The 23,895-nt window shown below is 66.5% G+C and carries 20 protein-coding genes and 1 riboswitch; of the genes, 13 read left to right on the top strand and 7 right to left on the bottom strand.

Annotated features, from left to right (window positions below):
- The first annotated feature begins 246 nt into the window (after positions 1 to 246).
- Positions 247 to 1,629 carry a glutathione-disulfide reductase gene (gor, locus tag KAK88_RS08435; RefSeq protein WP_242076306.1) on the top strand — a complete coding sequence of 461 codons (1,383 nt, stop codon included), beginning with the start codon at positions 247 to 249 and terminating at the stop codon, positions 1,627 to 1,629.
- Positions 1,630 to 1,638: 9 nt separating this feature from the next.
- Here gor and KAK88_RS08430 read toward each other — a convergent pair whose 3' ends face one another.
- Positions 1,639 to 3,159 carry a carboxylesterase/lipase family protein gene (locus KAK88_RS08430; RefSeq protein ID WP_242076305.1) on the bottom strand — a complete coding sequence of 507 codons (1,521 nt, stop codon included), beginning with the start codon at positions 3,157 to 3,159 and terminating at the stop codon, positions 1,639 to 1,641.
- Between the two features lie 131 nt (positions 3,160 to 3,290).
- Between KAK88_RS08430 and KAK88_RS08425 the strand changes: the two genes are divergently transcribed.
- Both KAK88_RS08425 and KAK88_RS08420 read left to right on the top strand, forming a co-directional pair.
- Positions 3,291 to 4,787 carry a sensor histidine kinase gene (locus KAK88_RS08425; RefSeq protein ID WP_242076304.1) on the top strand — a complete coding sequence of 499 codons (1,497 nt, stop codon included), beginning with the start codon at positions 3,291 to 3,293 and terminating at the stop codon, positions 4,785 to 4,787.
- A complete protein-coding gene (locus KAK88_RS08420) occupies positions 4,784 to 5,161 on the top strand; it encodes a response regulator (RefSeq protein WP_242076303.1) in 378 nt (125 codons plus the stop codon). The genes KAK88_RS08425 and KAK88_RS08420 overlap by 4 nt, the downstream gene beginning before the upstream one ends.
- Here KAK88_RS08420 and hutI read toward each other — a convergent pair.
- Genes hutI through KAK88_RS08405 form a run of 3 tightly spaced genes read right to left on the bottom strand, consistent with a single transcriptional unit; the run spans position 5,158 to position 8,461 of the window.
- The gene (gene hutI / locus KAK88_RS08415) at positions 5,158 to 6,366 is read right to left on the bottom strand and encodes an imidazolonepropionase (protein ID WP_242076302.1); all 1,209 of its coding nucleotides are present in this window, start codon (positions 6,364 to 6,366) and stop codon (positions 5,158 to 5,160) included. The genes KAK88_RS08420 and hutI overlap by 4 nt on opposite strands.
- On the bottom strand, positions 6,363 to 7,088 hold the full coding sequence (hutC, locus tag KAK88_RS08410; protein WP_242076301.1) for a histidine utilization repressor: 726 nt from the start codon (positions 7,086 to 7,088) through the stop codon (positions 6,363 to 6,365). Before hutC ends, hutI begins: the two co-directional genes overlap by 4 nt.
- Positions 7,085 to 8,461 (bottom strand): formimidoylglutamate deiminase, encoded by a 1,377-nt coding sequence (locus tag KAK88_RS08405; protein ID WP_242076300.1) that lies wholly within the window; start codon positions 8,459 to 8,461, stop codon positions 7,085 to 7,087. Before KAK88_RS08405 ends, hutC begins: the two co-directional genes overlap by 4 nt.
- A gap of 77 nt (positions 8,462 to 8,538) precedes the next feature.
- Between KAK88_RS08405 and hutG the strand changes: the two genes are divergently transcribed.
- The 3 genes from hutG to hutH are packed head-to-tail and all read left to right on the top strand — an operon-like array spanning position 8,539 to position 12,551.
- Positions 8,539 to 9,357, top strand: coding sequence for an N-formylglutamate deformylase (gene hutG, locus KAK88_RS08400; RefSeq protein ID WP_242076299.1), 819 nt, complete (start codon positions 8,539 to 8,541; stop codon positions 9,355 to 9,357).
- Positions 9,354 to 11,018: a urocanate hydratase gene (hutU, locus tag KAK88_RS08395; protein ID WP_242076298.1), complete on the top strand. Its 1,665-nt coding sequence runs from the start codon at positions 9,354 to 9,356 to the stop codon at positions 11,016 to 11,018. Before hutG ends, hutU begins: the two co-directional genes overlap by 4 nt.
- 3 nt (positions 11,019 to 11,021) lie before the next feature.
- Complete coding sequence (gene hutH, locus KAK88_RS08390; RefSeq protein ID WP_242076297.1) at positions 11,022 to 12,551, top strand: histidine ammonia-lyase; 1,530 nt, start codon at positions 11,022 to 11,024, stop codon at positions 12,549 to 12,551.
- A gap of 6 nt (positions 12,552 to 12,557) precedes the next feature.
- On the opposite strand, the gene KAK88_RS08385 is transcribed toward hutH, so the two are convergent.
- Both KAK88_RS08385 and KAK88_RS08380 read right to left on the bottom strand, forming a co-directional pair.
- The gene (locus KAK88_RS08385; protein WP_242076296.1) at positions 12,558 to 13,130 is read right to left on the bottom strand and encodes a manganese efflux pump MntP; all 573 of its coding nucleotides are present in this window, start codon (positions 13,128 to 13,130) and stop codon (positions 12,558 to 12,560) included.
- A gap of 27 nt (positions 13,131 to 13,157) precedes the next feature.
- Positions 13,158 to 13,301: riboswitch (yybP-ykoY riboswitch) on the bottom strand.
- Positions 13,302 to 13,348: 47 nt separating this feature from the next.
- On the bottom strand, positions 13,349 to 15,247 hold the full coding sequence (locus KAK88_RS08380; RefSeq protein WP_242076295.1) for a PPC domain-containing protein: 1,899 nt from the start codon (positions 15,245 to 15,247) through the stop codon (positions 13,349 to 13,351).
- Between the two features lie 92 nt (positions 15,248 to 15,339).
- Between KAK88_RS08380 and folD the strand changes: the two genes are divergently transcribed.
- The 5 genes from folD to KAK88_RS08355 all read left to right on the top strand — a co-directional run bounded on the left by folD (position 15,340) and on the right by KAK88_RS08355 (position 19,316).
- Complete coding sequence (gene folD / locus KAK88_RS08375) at positions 15,340 to 16,263, top strand: bifunctional methylenetetrahydrofolate dehydrogenase/methenyltetrahydrofolate cyclohydrolase FolD (protein WP_242076294.1); 924 nt, start codon at positions 15,340 to 15,342, stop codon at positions 16,261 to 16,263.
- 61 nt (positions 16,264 to 16,324) lie between these two features.
- Positions 16,325 to 17,008 (top strand): LemA family protein, encoded by a 684-nt coding sequence (locus KAK88_RS08370; RefSeq protein WP_242076293.1) that lies wholly within the window; start codon positions 16,325 to 16,327, stop codon positions 17,006 to 17,008.
- Positions 17,005 to 17,829: a TPM domain-containing protein gene (locus tag KAK88_RS08365; RefSeq protein WP_242076292.1), complete on the top strand. Its 825-nt coding sequence runs from the start codon at positions 17,005 to 17,007 to the stop codon at positions 17,827 to 17,829. Before KAK88_RS08370 ends, KAK88_RS08365 begins: the two co-directional genes overlap by 4 nt.
- Entirely contained in the window at positions 17,829 to 18,506 is a 678-nt protein-coding gene (locus KAK88_RS08360) for a TPM domain-containing protein (RefSeq protein WP_242076291.1), read from the top strand. Before KAK88_RS08365 ends, KAK88_RS08360 begins: the two co-directional genes overlap by 1 nt.
- A 72-nt stretch (positions 18,507 to 18,578) precedes the next feature.
- Positions 18,579 to 19,316 carry an endonuclease/exonuclease/phosphatase family protein gene (locus tag KAK88_RS08355; protein ID WP_161639355.1) on the top strand — a complete coding sequence of 246 codons (738 nt, stop codon included), beginning with the start codon at positions 18,579 to 18,581 and terminating at the stop codon, positions 19,314 to 19,316.
- Here KAK88_RS08355 and KAK88_RS08350 read toward each other — a convergent pair.
- Positions 19,301 to 20,779: a phospholipase D-like domain-containing protein gene (locus tag KAK88_RS08350; protein WP_242076290.1), complete on the bottom strand. Its 1,479-nt coding sequence runs from the start codon at positions 20,777 to 20,779 to the stop codon at positions 19,301 to 19,303. The genes KAK88_RS08355 and KAK88_RS08350 overlap by 16 nt on opposite strands.
- A 157-nt stretch (positions 20,780 to 20,936) precedes the next feature.
- Between KAK88_RS08350 and KAK88_RS08345 the strand changes: the two genes are divergently transcribed.
- Together KAK88_RS08345 and KAK88_RS08340 are read left to right on the top strand one after the other, a co-directional pair.
- Positions 20,937 to 21,119, top strand: coding sequence for a hypothetical protein (locus KAK88_RS08345; RefSeq protein ID WP_039247996.1), 183 nt, complete (start codon positions 20,937 to 20,939; stop codon positions 21,117 to 21,119).
- Positions 21,120 to 21,258: 139 nt separating this feature from the next.
- Complete coding sequence (locus KAK88_RS08340; RefSeq protein WP_242076289.1) at positions 21,259 to 23,841, top strand: tipN; 2,583 nt, start codon at positions 21,259 to 21,261, stop codon at positions 23,839 to 23,841.
- The last annotated feature ends 54 nt before the right edge of the window (positions 23,842 to 23,895 follow it).

Here is a 23,895-nt window from a genome sequence, read left to right as displayed (position 1 = left end):
AGCAACGCGGATTCCATTTGGAAAACCCGCTGTAACCCATTGAATTTGCTCGTATCAGCTTGATCCTGTTTGGAGGCTTTCGTCTTTCATTTCAATGTACTTACAGCGTCTCTTAATCAGCGGGTCCACAGTTCGAACCTGTGATCACCCACCATCGTCGCCTCCTTTTATAGACAGCTTGAGCCTCTTGGATTTCGCGCGGCGCGGCTTAAATGCCGATGCCTGCCGCTGAACGGAATCCGACCTATGGCCGACTACGACTACGACCTTTTCGTCATCGGCGCCGGTTCGGGCGGGGTGCGGGCGGCGCGGCTGACGGCGCTGGATGGCAAGAAGGTCGCGGTCGCCGAGGAATATCGGGTCGGCGGCACTTGCGTCATCCGTGGCTGCGTGCCCAAGAAGTTCATGGTCATGGCCTCCGAGGTCAGCCACGCGCTCGAGATCGCCGAGGGCTACGGCTGGTCGTTCGACAACGCCAGGTTCGACTGGCCCACCTTCCTCGAAGCCAAGGACGTCGAGATCGCGCGCCTGTCCGGCATCTACGCCGCCAACCTGGGCAAGGCCGGGGTCGAACTGGTCCACGGGCGGGCGGTCCTGAAAGACGCCCACACGGTCGAGATTGTCGGCAAGGATCGCACCATCACCGCCGAGAAGATCCTGATCGCCACGGGCGGCCGCCCCTGGAAGCCGGACGAACTGCCGGGGATCGAGCACGCCATCACGTCCGAAGAAGCCTTCCACCTTACGGAACTGCCCAAGCGCATCCTGATCGCGGGCGGCGGCTATATCGCGGTGGAGTTCGCCGGCATCTTCGCGGGCCTGGGCGTGGAGACGACCCTGATCTATCGCGGCCCCAACATCCTGCGCGGCTTCGACGACGATGTCCGCGCGCACCTGGCCGGAGAGATCGAAAAGCGCGGCATAAAGGTCATTCTGGGCTGCCAGCACGAGAAGATCGAAAAGACCGAGACCGGCCTCATCAACCACCTCGAAAACGGCATGAAGCTGGAGACGGACGTGGTCATGTTCGCCACCGGCCGCATCCCTTACGTCAAGGATCTGGGGCTGGAGCACGCAGGCGTCGAGCTGAATGAAGCGGGCGCCATCAAGGTCGATCCCTATTCAAGGACGACGGCGGACAACATCTGGGCCATCGGCGACGTCACCGACCGGATGAACCTGACGCCCGTCGCCATCCGCGAGGCCGTCGCCTTCCACCAGACCGTCTATCGCGACAATCCCCAGCACTTCGACTACGAGGCCGTGGCCACCGCCGTCTTCAGCCAGCCGCCGGTCGGGGTCGTGGGCCTCAGCGAGGCGGAGGCCCGCCGCTCCTGCTCGAACGGCGTCGATGTCTACGTCACCCGGTTCCGGCCGATGAAATACGCCTTCACCGGCTCGGACGAGCGGGTGCTGATGAAGCTGGTGGTCGATGCAGACAGCCAGCGCGTGGTCGGCGTCCATATCGTCGGACCCGACAGCCCGGAGATGATCCAGTTGGCCGCCATCGCGGTGAAGGCTGGCCTGACCAAGGCGCAGTGGGACGCCACCTGCGCCGTTCACCCAACCATGGCCGAAGAGCTGGTCACGCTGAAGGAGAAGCAGTCGGGCGCGACCTCCGCCGGCTGACGCTTGCTCTCAGGGCCTGGGCCGCTCGCGGAACCGCTCGAGCAGGTCCAGCCGGGCGCTGAACGGCACGGGCGTCACGGTCGGTCCCGGATTGACGAAGTTCATCAGCCGGGTGTCTCTCAGCGTCGTCGTGGGCCAGCGGGGCCGCCCGACGCCATTCGGATCGCCCGATCGCGCGAAGGCGGTCCAGTAGCCCATCATGGCCTCCGACGCCTTCCGGTCCCGATCTTCGACCGGATACGGCAGGGTGTTTAAGGTGCCGAACACATAGGGCCGTTCGATTGCATGAGTCGCGCCGCCATGCGGCTCCGGATTCTGCGGCGACGAGATATCGAACCGATAGAGCCAGGCCGGATGGCCCGCCTTGGCATGCAGCCGCGCCAGCATCCGGGCCGGCTCGGAAAACACCAGATCCGTGATCGCCAGCTTGTCGAACGCTTCCAGCCCGCCATAGGCCTGAACGGCGTCGGCGCGCTCGAGCCAGGTCATGTCGTCGTCGATCTGACCATAGCCGTTGCGATCCGTCGGCCGCATCCACCAGAACTCGGCGCTGTTGCTGCCGATGATGAAGGGCACCGGGGCCTGCCGCCCCGCCTTGAACGCCGCCTCAACCGTGGACGGCACGACCCGCCCGTCGATCAGCGTCAGGTCGCCGTTGGCGAAGACCGGCGGCGGCGTCAGGAACAGATCGGCTGGCGCCGCACGCAAATCCGCCGCCGTTCGCAATCCCGCGCCATAGGCCCAGACCTCGCCGCGCTCCCGCGCTGAAGGCGCGCCATAGGCGCCTTTGCGGTCCAGTGGCGTCTGCAACTCCCGGCCCAGGCCGGATTGAACGATCGCCCGGTCGAACAGACCGCGCGCCGGCGGCGAGATCATCAGCCGCGTGACGATCGCCCCGCCCGCCGATTCACCGAGGATGGTCACGTTCTTGGGGTCGCCGCCAAAGGCCGCGATATTGGCCCGCACCCATTTCAGCGCCGCCGTCACGTCCATCAGACCGTAGTTGCCCGCCGCCTCGCCCGCCGGCCGCTCGGCCGCCAGCGCCGGATGATCGAAGAAGCCCAGCCGCCCCAGTCGATAGTTCAGCGTCACCACGACCATGCCGCGCTTGGCCAGGTTCGTTCCGTCATACAGCGGCGCGGTTCCCGACCCGTTCACCAGCCCGCCGCCGTGGATCCAGACCATGACCGGCGCGGGCTGAGCCGCGCTGATGGGCCGCCAGACGTTCAGGTTCAGGCAATCCTCGCTCATCGGCAAGGGACCGACGCCAGGGTCGCCGTTCGGGGGCGCCTGCATGCACAGCGGGCCATAGGCCGAGGCGTCCCGCTGGCCCTGCCAGGTCGGCGCGGGACCGGGTGGTCGCCAACGTCGCTCGGCCGTCGGCGGCGCGGCATAGGGAATGTTCTTGAACGCCGCCACATCGGCATCCGCGCGTCCGTTCAGGACGCCCTGCGAAATGCGGACGGTGGGCTGGTCGGCTGCGGGCGCCATCATGAGCGAGAGGGTGGCGAAAACGCCGGCGATTGTCATGCGCGCTGATTAGCAAATTCCGGCGGCCCGCCAATAAACTTGCGATCACAGTTCACGACACGCGACCAGAGAACCGATTTCGATGTGGCGCGTTATCGCCAAGCTGTGCGGGGTAGGCGTTGAACGAAACAGTGAAATCAAGCGACCTGACCGTCGATCTGGGCGCGGCCTTTGAGGCTTCGCCCAATCCGTATGTGCTGCTCACGCCTGACCTGCGCATCGCAGAAGTCAACCAGGCCTATATGGATGTGACCGGAGCCAAGCGCAGCGATGTGCTGGGTCAGCCGCTCTTTGCCGCCTTTGACTCCGGCCCCGGATCCGATGCCCCTGAGAATGTTCGACAGGTCCGCGCCTCGCTTGAAAAGGCGCGAGACACACGACAACGCGATCATCTCGCCGTGGTGCGCTTTTCGATGCCTCGAGTGCTGGCTGACGGCACCGAGGGTTTTGAGGAACGTCTGTGGAGCGCCACCCATACGCCCATCCTGAACGGCGACGGCGAAGTGGTCATGCTGCTTCAACACACCACGGATGTGACGGACCTGGCGCCCGTGATCCGCCCGGATGAGCCGACCACCGCGCTGGACGCCATCGTCGGCGGCTCGGTCCTGCGCCGGGCTCAATCCGTCCAGGAGGACAATCGTCGCCTGGAGACCGAGCGCAATCGCCTCGTCGAAATGTTCATGCAGGCCCCTGGCTTCGTCGCCATCCTGTCCGGGCCGGATCACCGGTTTCAGATGCATAACGACGCCTACAGCCAACTCATCGGTCACAGGGATATTGCCGGAAAGCCCGTCAGGCAGGCCCTGCCGGAACTGGAAGGCCAAGGCTTCTACGAGTTTCTCGATAGCGTCTTCGCCACAGGCGAACCCTATGAAGGCCGCGAAAGCGCGGCCCAACTGCAGCGCAAGCCGGACGGGCTGCTCGAAACCGTCTATCTCAACTTCATCTATCAACCGATCCGAGACGATGCGGGCGCGGTCGTGGGTATCTTCGTTCAGGGCCACGACATCACCGAAAACGTCTTGGCCGCCCAGCGTCAGAAGTTGATGATCGACGAACTGAACCACCGCGTGAAGAACACCCTGGCCACGGTCCAATCCATCGCGATCCAGACGGCCCGTTCCAACACCGACCCCGCCAGCTTCGCCGAGACCTTCCAGTCCCGGATCATGGCGCTGTCGCACACCCACAATCTGCTGACGCAAAGCCATTGGGAGGGCGCCGACCTGCGCGCCATCCTGGAACATGAAACTGAAGCTTACGGGCCGACCCGCATAAGCCTGAATGGACCGCCGGTGTCGCTGGAGCCGGCCGTCGTCCTGTCTTTGGGCATGATCTTCCATGAGCTCGCGACGAATGCCGCCAAATATGGCGCGCTTCATACCCCGGACGGTCGCATCCTCATCGACTGGGGCCTAGCGGATCAGCGCGACCGGAAACTGAAGCTGAGCTGGCGAGAGATCGGCGGCCCGAAGGTTACGGCTCCGGAAAGAAGAGGCTTCGGTAGCCGCTTGATTGAACGAAACATTCGACATGATCTGGCGGGCGAGATCGATCTGGTCTACGCCACCGATGGATTGATCGCGGAACTGACGGTTCCACTGGACAGGACGGCCGCACAATGACTCAACCTCTGACCGGTCGCCGTGTCCTCGTGGTCGAGGACGAATCCCTAGTGGCCATGCTTCTGGAAACCATTCTGGAAGACATGGAATGCGTGCCGATCGGTCCCGCCTCCAATGTTGACGACGGCCAAAAACTGGCTCGAGAGACGGACAATCTCGACGCCGCCCTGCTGGACGTGAACGTCGCCGGTCGTCAGGTCTTTCCCGTAGCGGAGGCGCTGAAGGAACGCGGCGTGCCGTTCGTCTTTTCAACCGGCTACGGCGAAGGCGGTTTGCCCGACGAATGGCGCGGCCAACCCACGATCCAGAAGCCTTTCACCGAAGCCGCCATCCGCGACGCCCTGATGAAGGCCATGGGCGTCGCCGAGATCTAAAAAAAACTCGCCCTAGTGCTGAAGTAAAGCATGGACTTGCCTATCCAGTAGCAAAGCTCGGCCGGCCGCGAGATGTCCCAGACGGCGAGGTCGGCAGCCTTGCCCAGTTCCAAAGTGCCGATTTCGTCAAGCAGACCCAGCGCCCTCGCCGCCTCCCGCGTTGCGCCGGCCAAGGCCTCTTCCGGTGTCAGGCGAAACTGGACGCACGCCAGATTGAGCGCGGCGGTCATGGAGGCCAATGGCGATGTTCCGGGATTGCAGTCGGTGGCGACGGCCATGCGCACGCCGTGGCGGCGCAGGAGATCGATGGGCGGCGGCTGGGTCTCGCGCAGCATCAGATAGGCGCCGGGCAAAAGGACGGCGACCACACCCGCGGCGGCCATGGCGGCGACGCCCTCCTCGGTCGCATGTTCGATGTGATCGGCCGACAGGGCCTGATAGCGCGCCGCAAGGGCAGCACCACCGCCGTTCGATAACTGGTCGGCGTGCAGTTTGACCGGTAGCCCCAGCGCGCGCGCCTTGTCGAACAGGCGCGACACTTCTGCGGTCGAGAAGGCGATGGGCTCGCAATAGGCGTCGACCGCATCGATCAGACCTTCGGCATGGGCGGCGGGCAGGATGTCTTCGATGGCCAAATCAACATAGGCCGCCCGGTCGTCGCGATATTCAGGCGGCACGGCATGCAGGCCCAGGTAGCTAGTGCGGACACGCACCCCGCCCTCGCGCCCTATCCGACGCGCAACACGCAGCATCTTCAACTCGGTCTCAAGGTCCAGACCATAGCCGGACTTGATCTCGACGGTGGTGACCCCGGTGGCCTTCAGCCCCGCCAGACGTGTCATGGCGGAGGCGAACAGGTCATCCTCCGACGCGGCGCGCGTGGCCTTCACGGACGAGACGATGCCTCCGCCGGCCCGCGCGATCTCCTCATAGGTCGCGCCGCCCAGCCGCTGTTCGAACTCGGCCGAACGGTCGCCGCCGAACACCAAATGGGTGTGGCAGTCGATCAGGCCAGGCGTGACCCATCCCCCCTCCAGACGCTGGGTTTCAACCGCCTCTACAGCCGGCAGGTCAGCGCGCGGTCCCACCCAGGCGATGCGGCCATCGGCGACGACCACGGCGGCGTCCTGGATGGCGCCATAAGGAACCGGTCCCTCGACCATGGTGGCGACATGACAGTCGATCAGCAGACGGTCGGCCTTCATCGGCGAGGCTCCTTGGCCAGAACGGGTGAATGGGCTGACGAGAAGCGCGCCACCAGATCGTAGCGGTCGCCGGGGAAGGTCTGCCACACCCGCGTCACCCCCTGTCCGTCCCGCCATGTCCGCCGCTCGACGCATAGACAGGCGGCGCCCGGCTTGAGTTCCAGTAGGCGGGCAGCGCGGGCGTCCGCCGCGATCGCTGAAATGCGGTTCTCAGCCTCAGTCCATGGCGCCGAGTCCAGCAGCCAGCTTCCCGGTGGAATCACATGAAAGTCCACGTCTATGGCTTGAGGCGCCGCGCCGAGCGCGATGAGCCGATGTTCCAAGGCCAGGGGCGCGCCGTCGGCGCTGTGCAGACAGGTCAGATCGAGCAGAAGACCACCCGACGCCAGTTCGATTTCGTCCTCACCGTCCGGCTCACGTTCTATCCGCTCAAGGAGGACGTAGCCGTAAGCCTGCCCGCGCTCGATCACCTCTGCCCGCAGGTCGGGAATAGCCAGGACGGCGGCGTGGGCCTTGGGCTGGGCGACGAAGGTGCCGGCGCGACGTCGGCGCATCAACAGCCCCCGCCCCGCCAGTTCCGAAATGGCTTTGGACACCGTCATGCGTGAACAGCCGTAGCGTTCGGTTAGCTCATGCTCGAACGGAATGCGATCGCCGGGCGATAGCTCGCCGGACAGGATAAGCCCCTCCAGATCGGCGTAGATGCGGCGATGCAGGCTCACCCCAACACCGCCGACAAGGCCTTGCGATAGCGCGCCTCAATGTTGTCTCGGGCGATATGGCGGCCGTTTTTCACGACCTCCCGCCCTGCGCACCAAACCGAACGGATTGAGCCCGTCGGCGCGCCGAAGATCCAGCTGTCGAGCACCGCATCGCCCGACCGTCCCGCAAACGCGACGCCGCTTGTATCCAGCGATACGATGTCCGCCGACGCCCCGACGCTCAGCCCCGATGCCGCGCCCGTCGCCTGGACGCCGCCCGCCAGCGCGCGATCAAACAAGGCGCGGCCCGTCGAGCGTTCAGGGTCCGCCATCACCGCGCGACCGCGAAGCGCCAGCCGCTGACTGTATTCCAGCATTTGCAGTTCCTCTGCGACGCCGATCTGCACGTTGGAATCGGTTCCGATGCCGAACCGCCCGCCGGCGCGCGTGAAATCGACCGCCGGGAAGACGCCGTCGCCCAGATTAGCCTCCGTGATCGGGCACAGGCCGACGACGGCGCCGCGCGCCACGACGCCGCGCCACTCGGCTTCAGTCACATGGGTGGAGTGGATCAGGCACCAGCGAGAATCGACCGGCGCATTGGCCAGGAGCCATTCTACCGGCCGCGCGCCAGACCAGGCCAGGCAGTCCGCGACCTCCTTGGTCTGTTCGGCGACATGGATATGGATCGGACCGTCGCCCGCCAGCGCAGGTATGGCCGTCAGTTCATCAGGGCTGACGGCGCGCAGGCTGTGCGGCGCGACCCCGACCACGGCGTCGGGCAGATCGGCGGCCAGGGCCCGGCATCGCGTGACCAGATCGGCGAAACCGTCCAGGTCGTTCATGAAGCGCCGCTGTCCATGCGCCGACGGCTGTCCCCCAAACCCGGCATGGGCGTAGAAGACCGGCAGCAGGGTCAGGGCGATGCCCGTCGCCTGCGCCGCCGTCATGATCCGCGCTGCGATCTCGGCCCGGTCCGAATAGACCACTCCCGACGGGTCGTTGTGCAGATAATGGAACTCGGCGACGCGGGTGAAGCCGCCCTCCAGCATTTCCATGAAGGCCAGGGCGGTGATGGCCTCGATCTCTTCCGGCCCGCCCCGATCCAGGAAGCGGTACATCAGCTCGCGCCACGTCCAGAAGTCGTCGTCCGAAGGCCCGCGCGCCTCGGTCAGACCCGCCATGGCGCGCTGAAAGGCGTGGCTGTGCACGTTGGCTACGCCGGGCAGGGCGACACCGCCCCCTTCGTCCGCCGGGCTACGCGCCACGGCGGTTTCCAGACTGACAATCCGCCCGCCCGCGATGCCGATGCGGACGTCGCGCGCCCAGCCGTCCGGCAATAGGGCCGCTTCGAACCAGAGGGTGCGATCCACAGGCTGCGGCTGAAGGGTCACTGGACAGGTCCGTGTCGTTCCGATCAATATGTCTAGACATACCACGATGGATCGATTTGGCGAGGGAGGCCGAACGGATGCAGGACTGGCTGACCATCCACGAAGGTTCGGCGCCGATGGTGATCGGCCTGCCGCACACAGGCACCGACATTCCGGCCGCCATCGAGGCGCGGATGACTTCATCCTGGCTGGCCCGCAAGGACGCGGACTGGTGGGTGGATCGGCTGTACGACTTCGCGATCGATATGGGCGCCACCTTGGTGCGAACGGGCGTGTCGCGCAGTGTCATCGACGTGAATCGCGATCCGTCGGGCGTCTCTCTCTACCCCGGCATGACCACGACCGGCCTGTGCCCGACCGAGACCTTCGACGGCGAGCCGCTGTATCAGGCAGGTCAGGAACCCGACGCGGCCGAGATCGCCGAGCGACGCGCGATCTGGTTCGATCCCTATCACGCCGCCCTGCAAGCCCAACTGGAGCGACTGCGCAACCGAGGTCCGGTCGTCCTCTACGACGCCCATTCGATCCGGTCCGTCGTGCCGCGCCTGTTCGAGGGCGAACTGCCTCAGTTCAATATCGGCGACAACGACGGCGCCACCTGCGCCGGCGACCTGACCCAGGCTGTCGAAAAAGCCTGTGCGATCAGCGGCGACAGCGTCGTCGTCAACGGCCGATTCAAGGGCGGCTGGACCACGCGCCATTACGGCCAATCCGACGCAGACGTTCACGCCATCCAGATGGAGCTGGCGGACCGTGGCTACATCCTTGATCCCACCGGCCCGGTGTCGCCCGACAACTGGCCCAGCCCCTACCAGCCGGACCGCGCCGAGCCGATGCGCGCCCATCTGCGCCGCGTCCTGACCGCCTGCATCGCCTTCGCCGAGAGCCAACGATGAACACGTCCAACGCCCGGATCGTCCGCAGCCCGCGTGGACCCGAAAAGACCGCCAAGACCTGGGCCGCGGAGGCGGCCATGCGGATGCTGATGAACAACCTGGATCCCGAGGTGGCCGAGCGGCCCCAGGACCTCGTCGTCTATGGCGGCATTGGCAAGGCGGCGCGGGATTGGGCGGCGTTCGACAGGATCGTGGAAACCCTGCAAGCGCTGGAGGCCGACGAAACCCTGCTGGTTCAATCCGGCAAGCCGGTCGGAGTCTTCCGCACCCATGCCGAAGCCCCGCGCGTGCTGATCGCCAATTCCAACCTGGTGCCGAAATGGGCGACCTGGGAGCATTTCAACGAACTGGATCGCAAGGGCCTGGCCATGTACGGCCAGATGACCGCCGGGTCGTGGATTTACATCGGCACCCAGGGTATCGTCCAAGGCACCTACGAGACCTTCATGGAGGCCGGCCGCCAGCACTACGGCGGCGACTGGTCGGGCAAGTGGATCCTGACCGCAGGCCTCGGCGGCATGGGCGGGGCCCAGCCTCTGGCCGCGACCATGGCCGGCGCATCCTGCATCACGATCGAATGCCAACGCAGCCGCATCGAGTTCCGTCTGCGCACGCGCTACGTCGATGTCATGGCCGAAACCCTGGACGAGGCCTTGGCGCTGCTGGAGCAATCGTTCCGCGACAAGAAACCCTTGTCGATCGGCCTGTTGGGCAACGCAGCCAATCTGTTGCCTGAAATGGTCCGACGCAGCATCCGGCCAGATCTGGTCACCGACCAGACCAGCGCGCACGATCTGATCAACGGCTATCTCCCCTCCGGCTGGACCGTCGCGGAGTGGGAAGACAAGCGCGTCAGTGATCCGAACAGCGTCGCCGCCGCCGCGCGCATCTCCATCGTCGCCCATGTGAAGGCCATGCTGGACTTCCAGGCGATGGGCGTGCCGACCACCGACTACGGCAACAACATTCGTCAGGTCGCCTTCGACGCGGGGGTGACGAACGCGTTCGACTTCCCCGGCTTCGTGCCCGCCTACATCCGCCCGCTGTTCTGTCGAGGCATCGGCCCGTTCCGCTGGGCGGCCCTGACCGGCGATCCGGAAGATATCAGAAAGACAGACGCGGCGATGAAGCGGCTGTTCCCCGACAACGCGGGTCTGCATCGCTGGCTCGACATGGCGGGTGAACGCATTGCCTTTCAAGGACTTCCTGCCCGCATCTGCTGGATCGGATTGGGTGACCGCCACCGCGCCGGTCTGATGTTCAACGACATGGTGGCGTCGGGCGAACTGTCCGGCCCCATCGTCATCGGCCGCGATCACCTGGACAGCGGGTCGGTCGCCAGCCCGAACCGAGAGACCGAGGCCATGATGGACGGATCGGACGCCATCTCCGACTGGCCTCTGCTGAACGCCCTTCTGAACACGGCCTCGGGCGCCAGCTGGGTGTCGCTGCACCACGGCGGCGGTGTCGGTATGGGCTATTCACAGCACTCGGGCGTTGTCATCGTCGCGGACGGGACCCCGGAGGCCGCCCAACGGCTTGAGCGGGTGCTGTGGAATGACCCCGCCACCGGCGTCATGCGTCACGCCGACGCCGGCTATGAGATCGCCCGTGCGGCCGCGCGCGAGCACGAACTGAACCTTCCGAGCCTGAAGGCCTGAACCATGACCGCGATCACTCTCGGCCAGTCGTCTCTCACGCTTACTCAGCTTCGTGCGGTGCTGGAGGGCCCCGCTACCGTTTCACTGACGCCGGCCGCTTGGGCCGATGTGGACAAGGGCGCAGCGACCATCGCCGCCATCGTGGCCGAGGGGCGCACCGTCTATGGCGTCAACACCGGCTTCGGCCTGCTGGCCAACACCTCCATCGCGCCTGAAGATCTGGAGACGCTGCAGCGTAATCTGGTTCTCAGCCACGCCTGCGGGGTCGGGCCGCTGCTGCCGGATGCGGTGACCCGTCTTATGATGGTGCTGAAGATCGCCAGTCTGTCGCGCGGCGCCTCGGGTGTTCGGCGCGAAACGCTGGAGGCCCTGATCGCCCTGGTCAACGCGGACGTCCTGCCCTGCATTCCATCCAAGGGATCGGTCGGCGCCTCGGGCGACCTGGCGCCGCTGGCCCATATGTCCTGCGTCCTGATGGGCGTGGGCGAGGCGCGGCTGAACGGCGAGACGTTGAAGGCCGAAACGGCTCTGGCGAAGGTCGGCCTCACTCCCCTGACGCTCGGCCCGAAGGAAGGCTTGGCCCTGCTGAACGGCACCCAGTGTTCGACAGCGCTGGCCTTGGCGGGTCTGTTCGCGGCAGAGGCGGCGTTCGCCGCCGGGATCGCCGCCGGGGCCTTGTCGGTCGATGCGCTGAAAGGGTCCGACTCGCCGTTCGATCATCGCATCCACGCGCTGCGCGGCCAACCGGGCCAGATCGCCGTCGCCGCCCGCCTGCGCGAGTTGATGGCCGGCTCCGCCATCCGCGACAGTCACCGCGACGACTGCTCCAAGGTCCAGGACCCCTACTCCCTGCGCTGCCAGCCCCAGGTCATGGGCGCGATCCTCGATGTGCTGACCAGCGCCGCCGCTGCGCTAGCGCGCGAGGCCAACGCCGTGACCGACAATCCACTGGTCTTCATCCAGGATGGTGACGTCGTTTCGAGCGGCAACTTCCACGCCGAACCCGTTGCTTTCGCTGCCGATCAGATCGCCATGGCTCTGTGCGAGATCGGCAATATCTCCGAACGCCGCACCTCGATCCTGGTCGATCCCAAGATGAGCGAACTGCCGGCCTTTCTGGTCAAGGAGAGCGGCCTGAACTCCGGCTTCATGATCGCCCAGGTGACGGCCGCCGCCCTGATCGCCGAGAATCGCATGGTCGCCCACCCATGCAGCGTGGACACCGTGCCGACCAGCGCCAATCAGGAAGACCATGTCAGCATGGCCACCCACGGCGCCCGCCGCCTGCTGGACATGGCGGAGAATACGGCGACGGTGGTCGGCATCGAGCTTCTCGCTGCAGCGCAGGGACTGGAGTTCCATCGGCCGCTCACTAGCTCGCCGGCGCTGGAACAGGTCTTCGCCATCGTCCGCGAGGCTGCCGCCCCCTACGCCAGCGACCACTATTTCGCCCCGGACATCGCTCGCGCGACCGACGCCGTGCGCGCCGGTCGTTATCGACCCTTCGCGGCGGACCTGCTGCCCTCGGCCTGATCCGGCTCAGCCGCCAAGAACGCCCAGGTGTTCCATCAGGATGGCCGAGCCCAGACCGATCAGGGCGATGCCGCCGATGATCTCGGCCGTCTTGCCGAAGCGCGTGCCCACGGCCTTGCCGATCAGCATGCCGATCGTAGTCAGGATAAAGGTGGTGAAACCGATCGAGGCGGCGATCACCCAGATATTGGCCCCGATGAAGGCCAGCCCCACGCCCACGGCCGCGGCGTCGATGCTGGTTCCGACCGCCGTCGCAACCAGCGCCCAAGGGCCGGACCGGCGCGGCCCCTCATCCTCGTCCGCGCCCCGCAGCTGGACGCCTTCCCAGATCATCTTACCGCCGACGATCAGCAGCAGGGTGAAGGCGATCCAGTGATCCACCTTTTCGACCAGGCCGGCGGCGATGATGCCCAATCCCCAGCCGATCAGGGGCGTAATCGCCTCGATGACGCCGAAGACTAGGCCGGCCTTTACCGCGTCCTTGATGACAGGTCGATGCGACGCCCCGCGTCCGACGGCGGCCGCAAAGGCGTCCGTGGACATGCTGAGCGAGAGAATGGCAATGGCGCCTGGGGTCATGAAACAACACTCGACCGGACGCGTGACAGCGGTCCTGCACCGGCCGGTCGCGGCGTCAGGACACGCTGGTCTCGCTAGGCGGTGGTTCCGCTGATCGCGCCACGCGCCCAAGCGCGAGTATGTTGACGCGATCCCGACGACGAACGCCGGAAGCTACTCCCCAACAGGAGGCGGCTCTCTACACGCCGGTTCCCGCGCTTGGCAACCTCACAGGTCGATCAGCCGCCCGATTTGGGCGCCACGACGACGGGCGCATCATCGCGCGCCGAGGTCGATGCGCCGGCCGGTTGGCGCTCGACCGTCAGGGCATAGGCGCCGATCTGATTGGGTCCATAGGCGCGGGCGCGCACGACGTACCAGCCGTCGTCCGGCGTGGTCCAATCCAGCTTGGCGTGGGCGTCGGACAGGCTGTCGTCATCGGTGGCCAGGCTGGTGAAATCGCCGTCTTCGTCTTCCTTGCCCAGGTCGATGAAGGAGTCGAAGGCGTTCGACACCATCGTCAGACGCAGCTTCTCGTCCTCCTTGGCCTGGAAGCGGTAGGCGTTGAAGAAGGCGCCTTCGTCGCTGAGCGCGGCGCTGTTCGACAGGGTCCCGCGCACGGTCGACCCGATCAGCAGGCTGCCGGGCTTGGGCTCTGGCCCGCGATCCAGCAGCTCCAGCGAATAGAGGCCCTTGCCCTCCGCATCCAGCGGCATGGCGCGAACCACATAATTCCCGTCCGACGGCAGGGTGAAGTTCAGCCTTGAGTCCGTGCCCTCGGCCAGGCCGTCGTCATCGCTGGCCAGGGCCTCGAACTCACCCTCGGCCTTGCCGATCTCCAGATAGGCGTCGAAGTCGCCGGACCGCAGGATCGCCTGGACACGCTGACCTTCCGTTCCGGCAAAGGCATAGGCGTCGTAGCGTTTGCCGTCGTCGCCCTGGGGATCCTCGTCGGTGATCTCGCCTTGCACGGTTTGACCCAGGGTCGCCGTGGTCGGCGGCGGCGGCGGTGCGGTTTCGGTCAGCTTCAGCGTATAGTCGCCCTCGGCCTCGTCGCTGAACCCGCGCGCCTCGATGATGTAGTCGCCGTCGGCGTCCAAGGTGCGCGCAATGCGGGCGTCGGTGCCCGAGCCGGCGCCGTCGTCGTCCTCGGCCAGAACGGTATCGTCCGATGCGCGGCGAAGCGTCAGATAGGCGTCGAAGTCGCTCGACTTCATTTCGATCGCGACGCGCTGACCGTTCGTTCCGGTGAAGCGATAGGTCTCCGCGCGCTGGCCGCCGTCGTTCGTAGCGCTGTCCGAGCCCAGCTCACCCTTGATCTCGTCACCGATCGCGACGGGCTTTGACGGCGGCGCGGGCGGCGCCTCGGCTAGGCCCAGTTCGTAACGACCCAGCCCGTCTTCCAGCGACGTGGCCCGGATCACATATTCGCCGTCCGTCGGCGCCGAGAAGGTCAGCCGCGAATTCAGCCCGCCGCCGGGCGCGTCGTCGTTCGAACTGATCTCCACGAAATCGGGACCGTTCATCCGCCCCACCCGCACCAGGGGATCGAAAGCCTCGGAATCCAGCGTCACCACGAACCGATCGCCGGCGTTGGCGCGGAAGGCGTAGGCGTCATAGCGGCCGCCGTCTTCCTGCTCAGGATCGCGAGCCGTCAGTTCGCCGCTCTGTGTCGACCCGACGCGGACACCGCCGGGTCGCGGCGCACGCGGTGCGGCCGGGCGTTCCTGCAACGACAGACGATAGTCGCCGCCGTCCAGTCCGCTCAGCGTCCGGGCTCTGAGAACATAGGTCCCCGCCTGTTCCGGCGTGAAGCGCAGCCGCGCATTGGTGCCGTCGCCCAATCCGTCGTCGTCGGACGTCAGCGGCTCGCCCGCCGCGCCGTCGGCATAGATTTCCAGATAGGCGTCGAAAGCGTCCGACCTCAGCGTGGCTTCCAGCCGCTGCCCCGCTCGCGCCTCGAACCGATAGTCGTCATAGCGATATTCATCATCCGCCGCCTTGGCGTCGCCGTCCGTCAGGGCGCCGTTCACATCGGCCCCGATACGCAACGGCTGCGCGTCCTGGGCCACGGCCGGCGCGACCGTCCACAAAAGGGCCAGGGTGCTGACAGCGGCGGCGAGCGACGGACGGTTCATGAATTCCTCCAGCATAGGCTGCGGATCATAGACGCCGAACCGTGACGGCTGTAAATCGCCGCCATCCTGATTTCCCGCCAGACGGAGCTGCCATGTCGGCCCAATCCACGCCTGCGACCCTGATCGACGGCAAGGCCTTCTCGGCCGCACTGGTGGAACGCGTCGGGGCGGCCGTCGCCCGGCTGGAAGCCGCGCACGGCGTCAAACCCGGTCTGGCCGTCGTCATCGTCGGCGAGGACCCGGCCAGCCAGATCTACGTCCGCAACAAGGGCGAGACGACGCTGCGCGCCGGCATGCGCTCCGACACCCACCGCCTGGCCGAATCGACCCGCCAGGACGAACTGCTGGCCCTGATCGCCAAGTTGAATGCGGATGCCGGCATTCACGGCATCCTGGTGCAACTGCCCCTGCCCGCCCACATCGACGCGACGGTGGTTCTGGACGCCATTTCACCGGACAAGGATGTGGACGGCTTTCACGTCGTGAACGCCGGTCGTCTGGCCGTCGGCCTGCCGGGTCTGGTCCCCTGCACCCCCTTGGGCTGTCTGATGCTTTTGAAGGATCAGCTCGGCGATCTGTCGGGCCTGAACGCTGTCATCGTCGGCCGCTCCAACATCGTCGGCAAACCGATGGCTCAACTGCTGCTGGGCGAAAACTGCACGGTCACCGTCGCCCATTCGCGCACGCGCGACCTGCCCGACGTCTGCCGTCGCGCCGACATTCTGGTCGCCGCCGTCGGTCGGCCCGAGATCATCAAGGGCGACTGGATCAAACCAGGCGCGACCGTCATCGACGTGGGCATCAACCGCGTCCCCTCGGCCGATCCCGTCAAGGCCGCCGAGGGCAAGACCCGCGTCGTCGGCGATGTCGCTTTCAAAGAGGCGGTCGAGGCCGCGGGCCGCATCACCCCGGTGCCGGGGGGCGTCGGCCCGATGACCATCGCCTGTTTGTTGGCCAACACCTATTCTGCCGCCTGCCGCCTCAACAATCTCCAACCGGAGCCATTGGACGCTTGATGCATTTATTGGGCCGGTGAATAGTCCCGTTCAACGGCGCTATCGCCGAACGGGAGATGTCATGGTCCGCTTTAACGCTCGCGCCGTCGCTCTGACCGGTGCTCTGATGATCGTCCCCGCCGTGGCGGGCTGCGGTTACAACACCATTCCAACCAAGCAGGAACGCGCCGAGGCGGCCTGGGCCGATGTGCAGAGCCAGTATCAGCGCCGCGCCGACCTGATCCCCAATCTGGTCGCGACGGTTCAAGGCGCCGCGATCCAGGAACGCACCACCCTGACGGACGTCATCAACGCCCGCGCCCGCGCCACTTCGGTCAACGTCTCGGCCGACGACCTCGATAATCCGCAGGCCTTCCAGCAGTATCAGGAGGCCCAGAGCCAGCTGTCCGGCGCCCTGTCACGCCTGCTGGTCACGGTCGAGGCCTATCCGCAACTTCAGGCCAATCAGAACTTCCTGACCCTGCAGTCCCAACTGGAAGGCACCGAAAACCGCATCCAGATCGCGCGCCGCGACTACAATGAGGCCGTTCGCGACTACAACACGACGCTTCGCACGTTCCCGCAGGTGATCTGGGCCAAGACCCTGCATGGCGGGTCGCAGCCGATGCAGTTGTTCACCGCCACCGCCGCCGCCCAGTCGGCGCCCCAGGTCAACTTCAATCTGAACGCCCCGCCCGCCAACGCTTCGGCGCCCGGCGGCGGCGCACCGGCCGTGGCGCCGGGCGCGACCCCGCCCGCCCAGTGACAAACCTTCAAGCGGCGGCGCGGCGTTCGCCGGGCGTCGCTGCCCTCCTTTTCAGCCTTGTCATCGCCTTGCTGCTGGTCCTGCCGGCGGCGGCTCAGAGAAAGATCGACTTCCCGCCCCTGACCGGCCGCGTGGTCGATCAGGCCAATCTGCTCGACCCGGCGACGGAACAGGCCCTGACCGAGAAGCTCGCGGCGCTTGAAGCCAGTTCGACCGACCAGTTGGTCGTCGTGACGGTCAACAGCCTTCAGGATCAGGAGATCGAGGACTACGGCTATCAGTTGGGTCGCGCCTGGGGCATCGGCCAGAAGGAAAACGACAACGGCGCCCTGCTGATCGTCGCGCCGAATGAACGCAAGGTCCGCGTCGAGGTCGGCTATGGGTTGGAGCCCATTCTGACCGACGCCTTCTCGTCCCAGGTCATCCGCAACGACATCCTCCCGTCGTTTCGAGACGGCGATTACCAGGCCGGCGTGATCAAGGGCGTAGACGCCCTGATCGCCCAGCTTTCGCTCGACCCGGCGGAGGCGCAGGCGCGCGCCCAGGCCGCCGCAGCCGAGCAAGCCGACACCAAGGGCGACTCCATCATTCCGCTGGTCATAATCGCCGCGCTCTTCCTGTTCATCTTCCTGATCGCCATGCGGTCCGGGCGCGGACGACGCAGCAATGTCAGCTCGGTTCTGCTGTGGGCGGCGTCAGAGGCGCTGCGGAACTCCGGCAGAGGCGGCGGCGGTTGGGGCGGCGGCGGCGGCTTCGGCGGTGGCGGGTTCGGCGGCGGAGGCGGCAGTTTCGGTGGCGGCGGCGCCTCGGGGGGATGGTGATGCAGATCACGGACAACGACCGCACCCGCATCGCCGAAGCCATAGCGGCGTCCGAGCGTCAGACATCGGGTGAAATCTTCTGCGTCGTCTCGCGTCGGGTCTCGACCTATGTGGACGTCAGCCTGGCCTGGGCGGCGGCGATGGCGCTTTTGGCCCCGATCGTCTTCGTTCCGTTCGTGCTGGATCTTCGCTGGCCCAGCGATGGCTGGGAGGCAGCGCACCAGGCCGCGCAGGACGCCACGACGGCGCAGGCTCTGGGCCTTTACGCGCTGTCGCAGGCCGTCGTTTTCGTCGGCGTCTTTCTGATGACCCGTATCCCGGCCGTGCGCCGTCTCGTGACGCCCGCCGGCGTCAGGCGCGGCCGCGTCAGGGAGGCGGCCTTGCAGCAATTTCTGGCTCAAGGCGTCCATGTCACGCAGGAGCGCACGGGCGTTCTGATCTTCGCGGCCCTGGACGAACATCAGGTCGAACTGATCGCCGATGAAGGCATCTACGCCAAGGTCGATGAGGACGCCTGGGCTCAGGCCGTCGCCGTACTGACCCGCGAGCTGCGCGCCGACCGCCCCGTCGATGGCTTTGCCGCCGCCATCGGTTTGTGCGGCGAGGTTCTGGCCCGCCACTTTCCGCCGCGCGCCGACAATCGCAACGAGTTGCCCGATCATCTGATCCTGCTCTGATCGTCGCATCGGGGTCGCATTCGCGCGCCAGAAGGCCTAGCCCACGGTCAACGTTCAACCAGTCGCCAGTTCATGCCTCGCCTTCTCACCTACAACGTCCACCGCTGCGTCGGCACGGATCGTCGCCTGGATGTCGGCCGGATCGTCGCCGTCATCGCCGAGTTCGAGCCGGACATCGTCTGCCTGCAGGAACTGGACGTGGGCCGCGCGCGCACAGGCGGGGTCGATCAGGCCGAGGCGATCGCCGACGGTCTGGCCATGACCTCACGCTTTCACCCGGCGATGCGGGTCGAGGCCGAACAGTACGGCGACGCCATCCTGACCCCGCATCCCGAACGGCTGATCCGCGCCGGCGCCCTGCCGACCGTGAGCGGCATTCCGGGCCTGGAACCGCGCGGGGCGATCTGGTCGGAAATCGAGATCGACGGCACGGGCGTGAACGTCATGAACACCCACCTGGGCCTGGTCCCACGCGAGCAGCGGCTTCAGGCCGCCGCTCTGGCCGGGTCCGGCTGGGTCGGCGCATGCGAGGGACCGATCCTGTTGGCCGGCGATTTCAACGCCACTTCGATCACCCGCCCCTATCAGACCCTGTGCCGCAGCCTACAGGACTGCCAGCGTCAGTTGGGCCAGAAGCCCAGCGTGAAGACCTTCCCGTCGGCTTTCCCCGCCATTCGCATCGACCACTGTTTCGTCAGCCCACATATCCGCATCCGCGCGGTGCAATCCGCCTTCTCGCCCCTAGCGCGCGTGGCCTCGGACCACCTGCCGCTGATCGTCGATTTCGAGGTCATTCAGCCCGGCGCGTGACCGCCCTCGGACGCGGGGCGGGTGCGCTGCGAACGGTTCAGCCGCTTCCACGGCCGCCAGGCATCGCTGGACGACGTCGGGTCGCCCAACTGCCATTCCGCAAACATCCGCTGGATGCGCGTTGGGGGCTCTGAACCCAGCGGCTTAAGCCGATCGGTTTCGAAGTTGCAGATCGCCTGCCCCACCGAGCCGAATACGCCCTCGACCGCCGAATAGTCCTCCGTCGCAACGCCCAGCCAATGGGCGATCGTCCGGTGACGATGCGCCGTAATGAAGGCCCGACCCGCCGCATCGACAGGCTCGGCGGCGATGTCGCATTCGGTATCCAGGCCCATCGACCGGTTATTCAGATTGGTGGACCCAATCCGCAGCAGCCGATCATCGATGATGGTCACCTTGGCATGGACGATAATCCGGTCGCCGTCGGCGGTCAGTGGGGCGAAGGCGAAGAAGCGGTTGTATTTGTCCGCCTGCTCCAGCCGGTGCAGCACCTCGGCCCGGGCCGTGTCCATGGTCATGCTGTCGAACCAACTCGGGCTCTTGGCGGTCGAGATGACGATGACCTGCGGCCCATCCACCTCGGCCAGACGTTCGGCCAATGCGGCGGCGATGACCGGCGAGGTGAAATACTGGTTCTCAATATAGATCAGCCGCTTGGCGCGCCGAATTGATTCCAGATGCAAGGCTTCGCTCTCGCGTACCTCCTGACGCCCAGACCATTTCGGCTCTGTGCGGGCGATGCCGACGGGCACGTCGGTCATCTGCACCGGCACCCCGTCGGGCCAAGGATCGTCCTCGACCTCATCAGGTATGGTGCGCTCCCACGTCGCCTTGAACCAGCGTTCGCGCGCCAGATCGCCCAGCGCCCGCGCCGCAGGACCGTCCATCACGCTCATCACCTCGTGACGCGCCTTGCAGATCAGGCCGCTCGGTAGGGCGCGGCGCGGGTCGCCGTCCAGATGTTCGTCGGAATCCCAGCGATCGGTCGAGATGTCGCCGCCGCCGCAGAAGGCCACCTTGTCGTCGATAACCACCACCTTCTGGTGATGGCAGGCGCCGATAGGACCGGGGGAATCGAGCCGAAACTCCACCATCCGCTTACGGAACCAGCGCTGCGCCTTGTGCGGATAGAAGCCCTGCGACGCGGCGATCAGCAGCGGCGATTTCCAGATGAGCAGTCGCACATCCAGGTCCGGCTTTTTCTTGACCAGCATCCGCAGCTGGCGACCGATTTCCGCCGACTTGTCGCCGGGCCGCGTTTCCGGATCCAGATGGGTGCGTGGATCGAACTGCCATCCCAGCAGCACGATGGAGCGTTGAGCCTTGTGGATCGCCGAAGACAGGGCGTCGAAATAGGCCTCGTTTTCCATCAGCACCGAAAAGCGGTGCGCGACGGCGGACGTCCACAGGGCTGGCCCCGGCTCCAGCAGACTGCCTTCGTAACTGTCGCCGGCTAGAGTCATGCGACCTATCTGTTTGATTCGCGTGACATGGTGTCGAAGCGCCTGCATCCTCCGTTTCACGCGCGTGTCTCTCGGTCAATCTTTCAGGGCGGGATTGTGACGTTCGCCGATTTGGCGCATAAGGAGCGTAGCCATACAGGCTGCGAGGGAGGGTAGAATGCAGGCGCTTGTCGAACTGATCGCTGGCTTCATCGCCCTGCTGGCCGCCGCCGTCCTGACGCAGTTCGGCGTCGACACCCACAACCCCAACCACGGCGACCGCGAAGTGCGCCGTGTGGTGGAGTGCCGTGACACCGGCTCCAACGCCACGCTGCTTTCCGAATCCAAGCGCGACTGCTGAACGCTGCGGCGCTTTGCGCGCTGCATGACGCGGTTCATCGACAGGTTGCGGGCTTGAGTCGGTTTCGTCCGCATCGATCATGCTCTAGGGTTTCCTCGGCGCTGTCGGACGCCCGCGTAGAGATCGAGTTTTTGAGCTTATGAAGTCTCCCAAACGGCCGCCGCTGAAGCTGACCGACGACGAGGCCGTTGCGCCGGTCGATCTTTCGGCCTCCGATGAAATGCCGGTCCAGGAGGCGACACCGTCGCTCGACCCGATTCCCGAGCCTGATTTCGAGATCGTGCAGCCGACGTTCGAGCCGCCAATGTCCGAGCGCCGCCGCCGTCGCCTGCTGGAAGAGCAGCGGCAGGCCGAAGAACGCGCCCTTGCCGCCGAAAGCGGCGTCGCCCCTGTCAATGGGGAAGCGACGCCAGAGGCTCCTGTCGATATGGCGGTCACCGCCGGTCAGCCGCCCGCGCCGTTCGAACTGTCCAAACCGCCGGCTGTGAAAACCGTTCAAGCCAAGCCCCAGGGCGAGCCGTCCGGGCGCCACGCCTATGTGATCGCAGGCGTTGCCTCCGCCCTGTGGATCGGCGGTGTCGCCTCCTGGGCCGCTTACGAGTTCGGCGCCGGCGGGGCAGAACTGGACCCGCTGCGGATCGCCATCTACGCCCTGATCGCCCTGGCCCCTGCGGGTTTGGCCATCATGTTGGCCCATGCCGTCCGACAGGGTGCCGGTCTGGCCGCAGAGACGCGCCGCGCCCGGCAGCTGGCCGAGGCCCTCGTGGCTCCGACCGCCCTGGCCGCCCAGCAAACCGGCGAGGTGCTTCAGTCGCTGCGTTCCGACATCGATCACGCCACCCTGGCGGCGGAACGCGCCCGCAACGACATGGCCCTGCTCCGAGTGGCGTTGGCCCAAGAGACAACGCGCCTGAACGAGGCGGCCGAGAACGCCGGCCGCACCGCACGACGTCTCACCGAAAACCTCGGCCGCGAGCGCGACCAGATGCAGACCCTGGGCATCCACCTGGATACGCAGGCGTCGGGCGTCATCGACGCGGTCGAGCGGCAGTCGCGCATGGTCGCGGACGCCTCCGATCTGGCTCAGGCGCAACTGCGTGAGGCCGAGGCCGCCCTCGCCGCGCGCGCCGCCGACCTCGCCGCCGCCGCTGGTGAAGCCCAAGACGCCGCACGCGTGGCCTCCGACGATCTGGCGCGCCAGACCATTCGACTTGAGAACGCCGGTTCGGGCGTCGCCGAGCAGATCCAATCCGTCGAGGAAGGCCTCAGCCAGCAACGCGCCGCCCTGGTCACCGCCGCCTACGCCCTGCGCACCGATCAGGAGGACTTCTCCGCCCAGGTCGAAAGCCAGCGCGCCCAATTGATCGAACATCTGTCCGCCACGCGCAGCGCCGCGGGCGATCTGGATCGCACCACCCAGACCTCGGTCGAGTCCATGCGCGATCTGGTCGAGGCCGCCACCGACCAGTTCCGCGCTCTCGTCGACATGTCGCAACGCGAGGCCGACGGCTTCGATTCCGCCACCAAGGTCGCCTTGGATCGCTTCGAAGCCTTGGCGGCCGAGGCGCGCGACGCTCTGATGGAAGAGACGCGCCGCGCCCTGGAGCAGATGCGCGCCACGGCCGAGGATTCCCGCGCCGCCGCCGCCGACGCCGCCGAACAGGCCCGTCTCCGCACCGACCGACTGGGTGAATCCCTGTTTGAAGCCGCCCAGAAGGCCGACACGGCCGCCGACGCTCGCATCGCCGACGCCCGCCGCATCGTCACCGAAACGTCCGGCTTGGTCGAAGAAACCGGCGAACGGATGGTCAGCCGCCTGGAAACCCTGGTTGCACGTCTCAACAGCGCCTTGTCGGAAATCGACACCGCCGTCGCCGACATCGACGAACGCGCCGCGCGCCTGCCTCAAGAAGCCCGCTCACGGGCTGACGCCGTGCGCGCCACGGTCGAGGAAGGCCTGGCCTCCCTTTCCGCCGCTTCGCGCAAGGCGGCGGAAGACACCGAGGCCCTGGATGTCGGGTTCCAGGATCGCGTGCGCCGAAACTACGACATGCTGACCGAGGCCGTGCGTCTGATGGGCGTGGTGTCGGGCGATACGACGCCGGCGCGTCGTCGCGAGCCGGCCGCAGAGATCGAAGCCCGGCCCGAACCTCGTACGGAGCGCCGGATCGATCGCCCCACGCCTCCCGCCTCGCCGCCCGCCGAAGAGCGCCGGTTCGGCCTGCGCAGCCGCCTGCGCCTCGAGCCCGCAGAGACGCCGCCGCCGTCCACCGACAAGGGCCTGGACTGGAGCGATCTGATCGACGGCGACGACGACAGCGAGGCCCCGCTGGAGCTGGACACGCCCTCCCCTTCGCCTGCCGAGGCCGAAGCCCTGTCCGACAGGGTCGCCGCCGCCATCCGGCGCATGGGAGTCGATCCCAACGCCCTCCTGCCCCGCTCGCGCGTCGAAGAGGCCGCGCGCGCCTTCAGCAACGGCGACCCCGACGCCGCGCGTCAGATCGTGCGTCGCGTCGCCCCGGCCGCCGTCCGCAGCGTGTCTCGCCGCGTCCTCAGCGACGCCGAACTGCGCGCTGACGCCGAACGCTATGTCCGCAACTTCGCGGTCATGCTGAACGCTTCGGCTCGCGCCGGAGACAGCGCGGCGGTGCAGTCCAGCCTGGCGTCCGACAGCGGTCGCGCCTTCATGTTGCTGGATGCGGCGGTCGGCGACCTGGGCTAAGACTTTTGCGCACTTGACGGCGTCGGGAAGTTACAGCCACTTGCACGTCACCGA

Origin of the sequence: Brevundimonas diminuta, from assembly GCF_022654015.1 — a bacterium.
In the GTDB taxonomy this organism is placed as follows: Bacteria; Pseudomonadota; Alphaproteobacteria; order Caulobacterales; family Caulobacteraceae; genus Brevundimonas; species Brevundimonas diminuta_C.
Note: the sequence above shows the minus strand (reverse complement) of the source record. Positions and strands in the feature narration are given on the sequence as shown.

Coding starts and splice junctions, on each gene's coding strand:
- KAK88_RS08355 (WP_161639355.1), top strand. CDS start 18,579: ATGCCTCGCCTTCTCACCTACAACGTCCACCGCTGCGTCGGCACGGAT.
- KAK88_RS08370 (WP_242076293.1), top strand. CDS start 16,325: ATGGTCCGCTTTAACGCTCGCGCCGTCGCTCTGACCGGTGCTCTGATG.
- KAK88_RS08345 (WP_039247996.1), top strand. CDS start 20,937: ATGCAGGCGCTTGTCGAACTGATCGCTGGCTTCATCGCCCTGCTGGCC.
- KAK88_RS08360 (WP_242076291.1), top strand. CDS start 17,829: ATGCAGATCACGGACAACGACCGCACCCGCATCGCCGAAGCCATAGCG.
- hutG (WP_242076299.1), top strand. CDS start 8,539: ATGCAGGACTGGCTGACCATCCACGAAGGTTCGGCGCCGATGGTGATC.
- KAK88_RS08350 (WP_242076290.1), bottom strand. CDS start 20,779: ATGACTCTAGCCGGCGACAGTTACGAAGGCAGTCTGCTGGAGCCGGGG.
- gor (WP_242076306.1), top strand. CDS start 247: ATGGCCGACTACGACTACGACCTTTTCGTCATCGGCGCCGGTTCGGGC.
- KAK88_RS08340 (WP_242076289.1), top strand. CDS start 21,259: ATGAAGTCTCCCAAACGGCCGCCGCTGAAGCTGACCGACGACGAGGCC.
- hutI (WP_242076302.1), bottom strand. CDS start 6,366: ATGAAGGCCGACCGTCTGCTGATCGACTGTCATGTCGCCACCATGGTC.
- KAK88_RS08420 (WP_242076303.1), top strand. CDS start 4,784: ATGACTCAACCTCTGACCGGTCGCCGTGTCCTCGTGGTCGAGGACGAA.
- hutH (WP_242076297.1), top strand. CDS start 11,022: ATGACCGCGATCACTCTCGGCCAGTCGTCTCTCACGCTTACTCAGCTT.
- folD (WP_242076294.1), top strand. CDS start 15,340: ATGTCGGCCCAATCCACGCCTGCGACCCTGATCGACGGCAAGGCCTTC.
- KAK88_RS08380 (WP_242076295.1), bottom strand. CDS start 15,247: ATGAACCGTCCGTCGCTCGCCGCCGCTGTCAGCACCCTGGCCCTTTTG.
- KAK88_RS08430 (WP_242076305.1), bottom strand. CDS start 3,159: ATGACAATCGCCGGCGTTTTCGCCACCCTCTCGCTCATGATGGCGCCC.
- KAK88_RS08385 (WP_242076296.1), bottom strand. CDS start 13,130: ATGACCCCAGGCGCCATTGCCATTCTCTCGCTCAGCATGTCCACGGAC.
- hutU (WP_242076298.1), top strand. CDS start 9,354: ATGAACACGTCCAACGCCCGGATCGTCCGCAGCCCGCGTGGACCCGAA.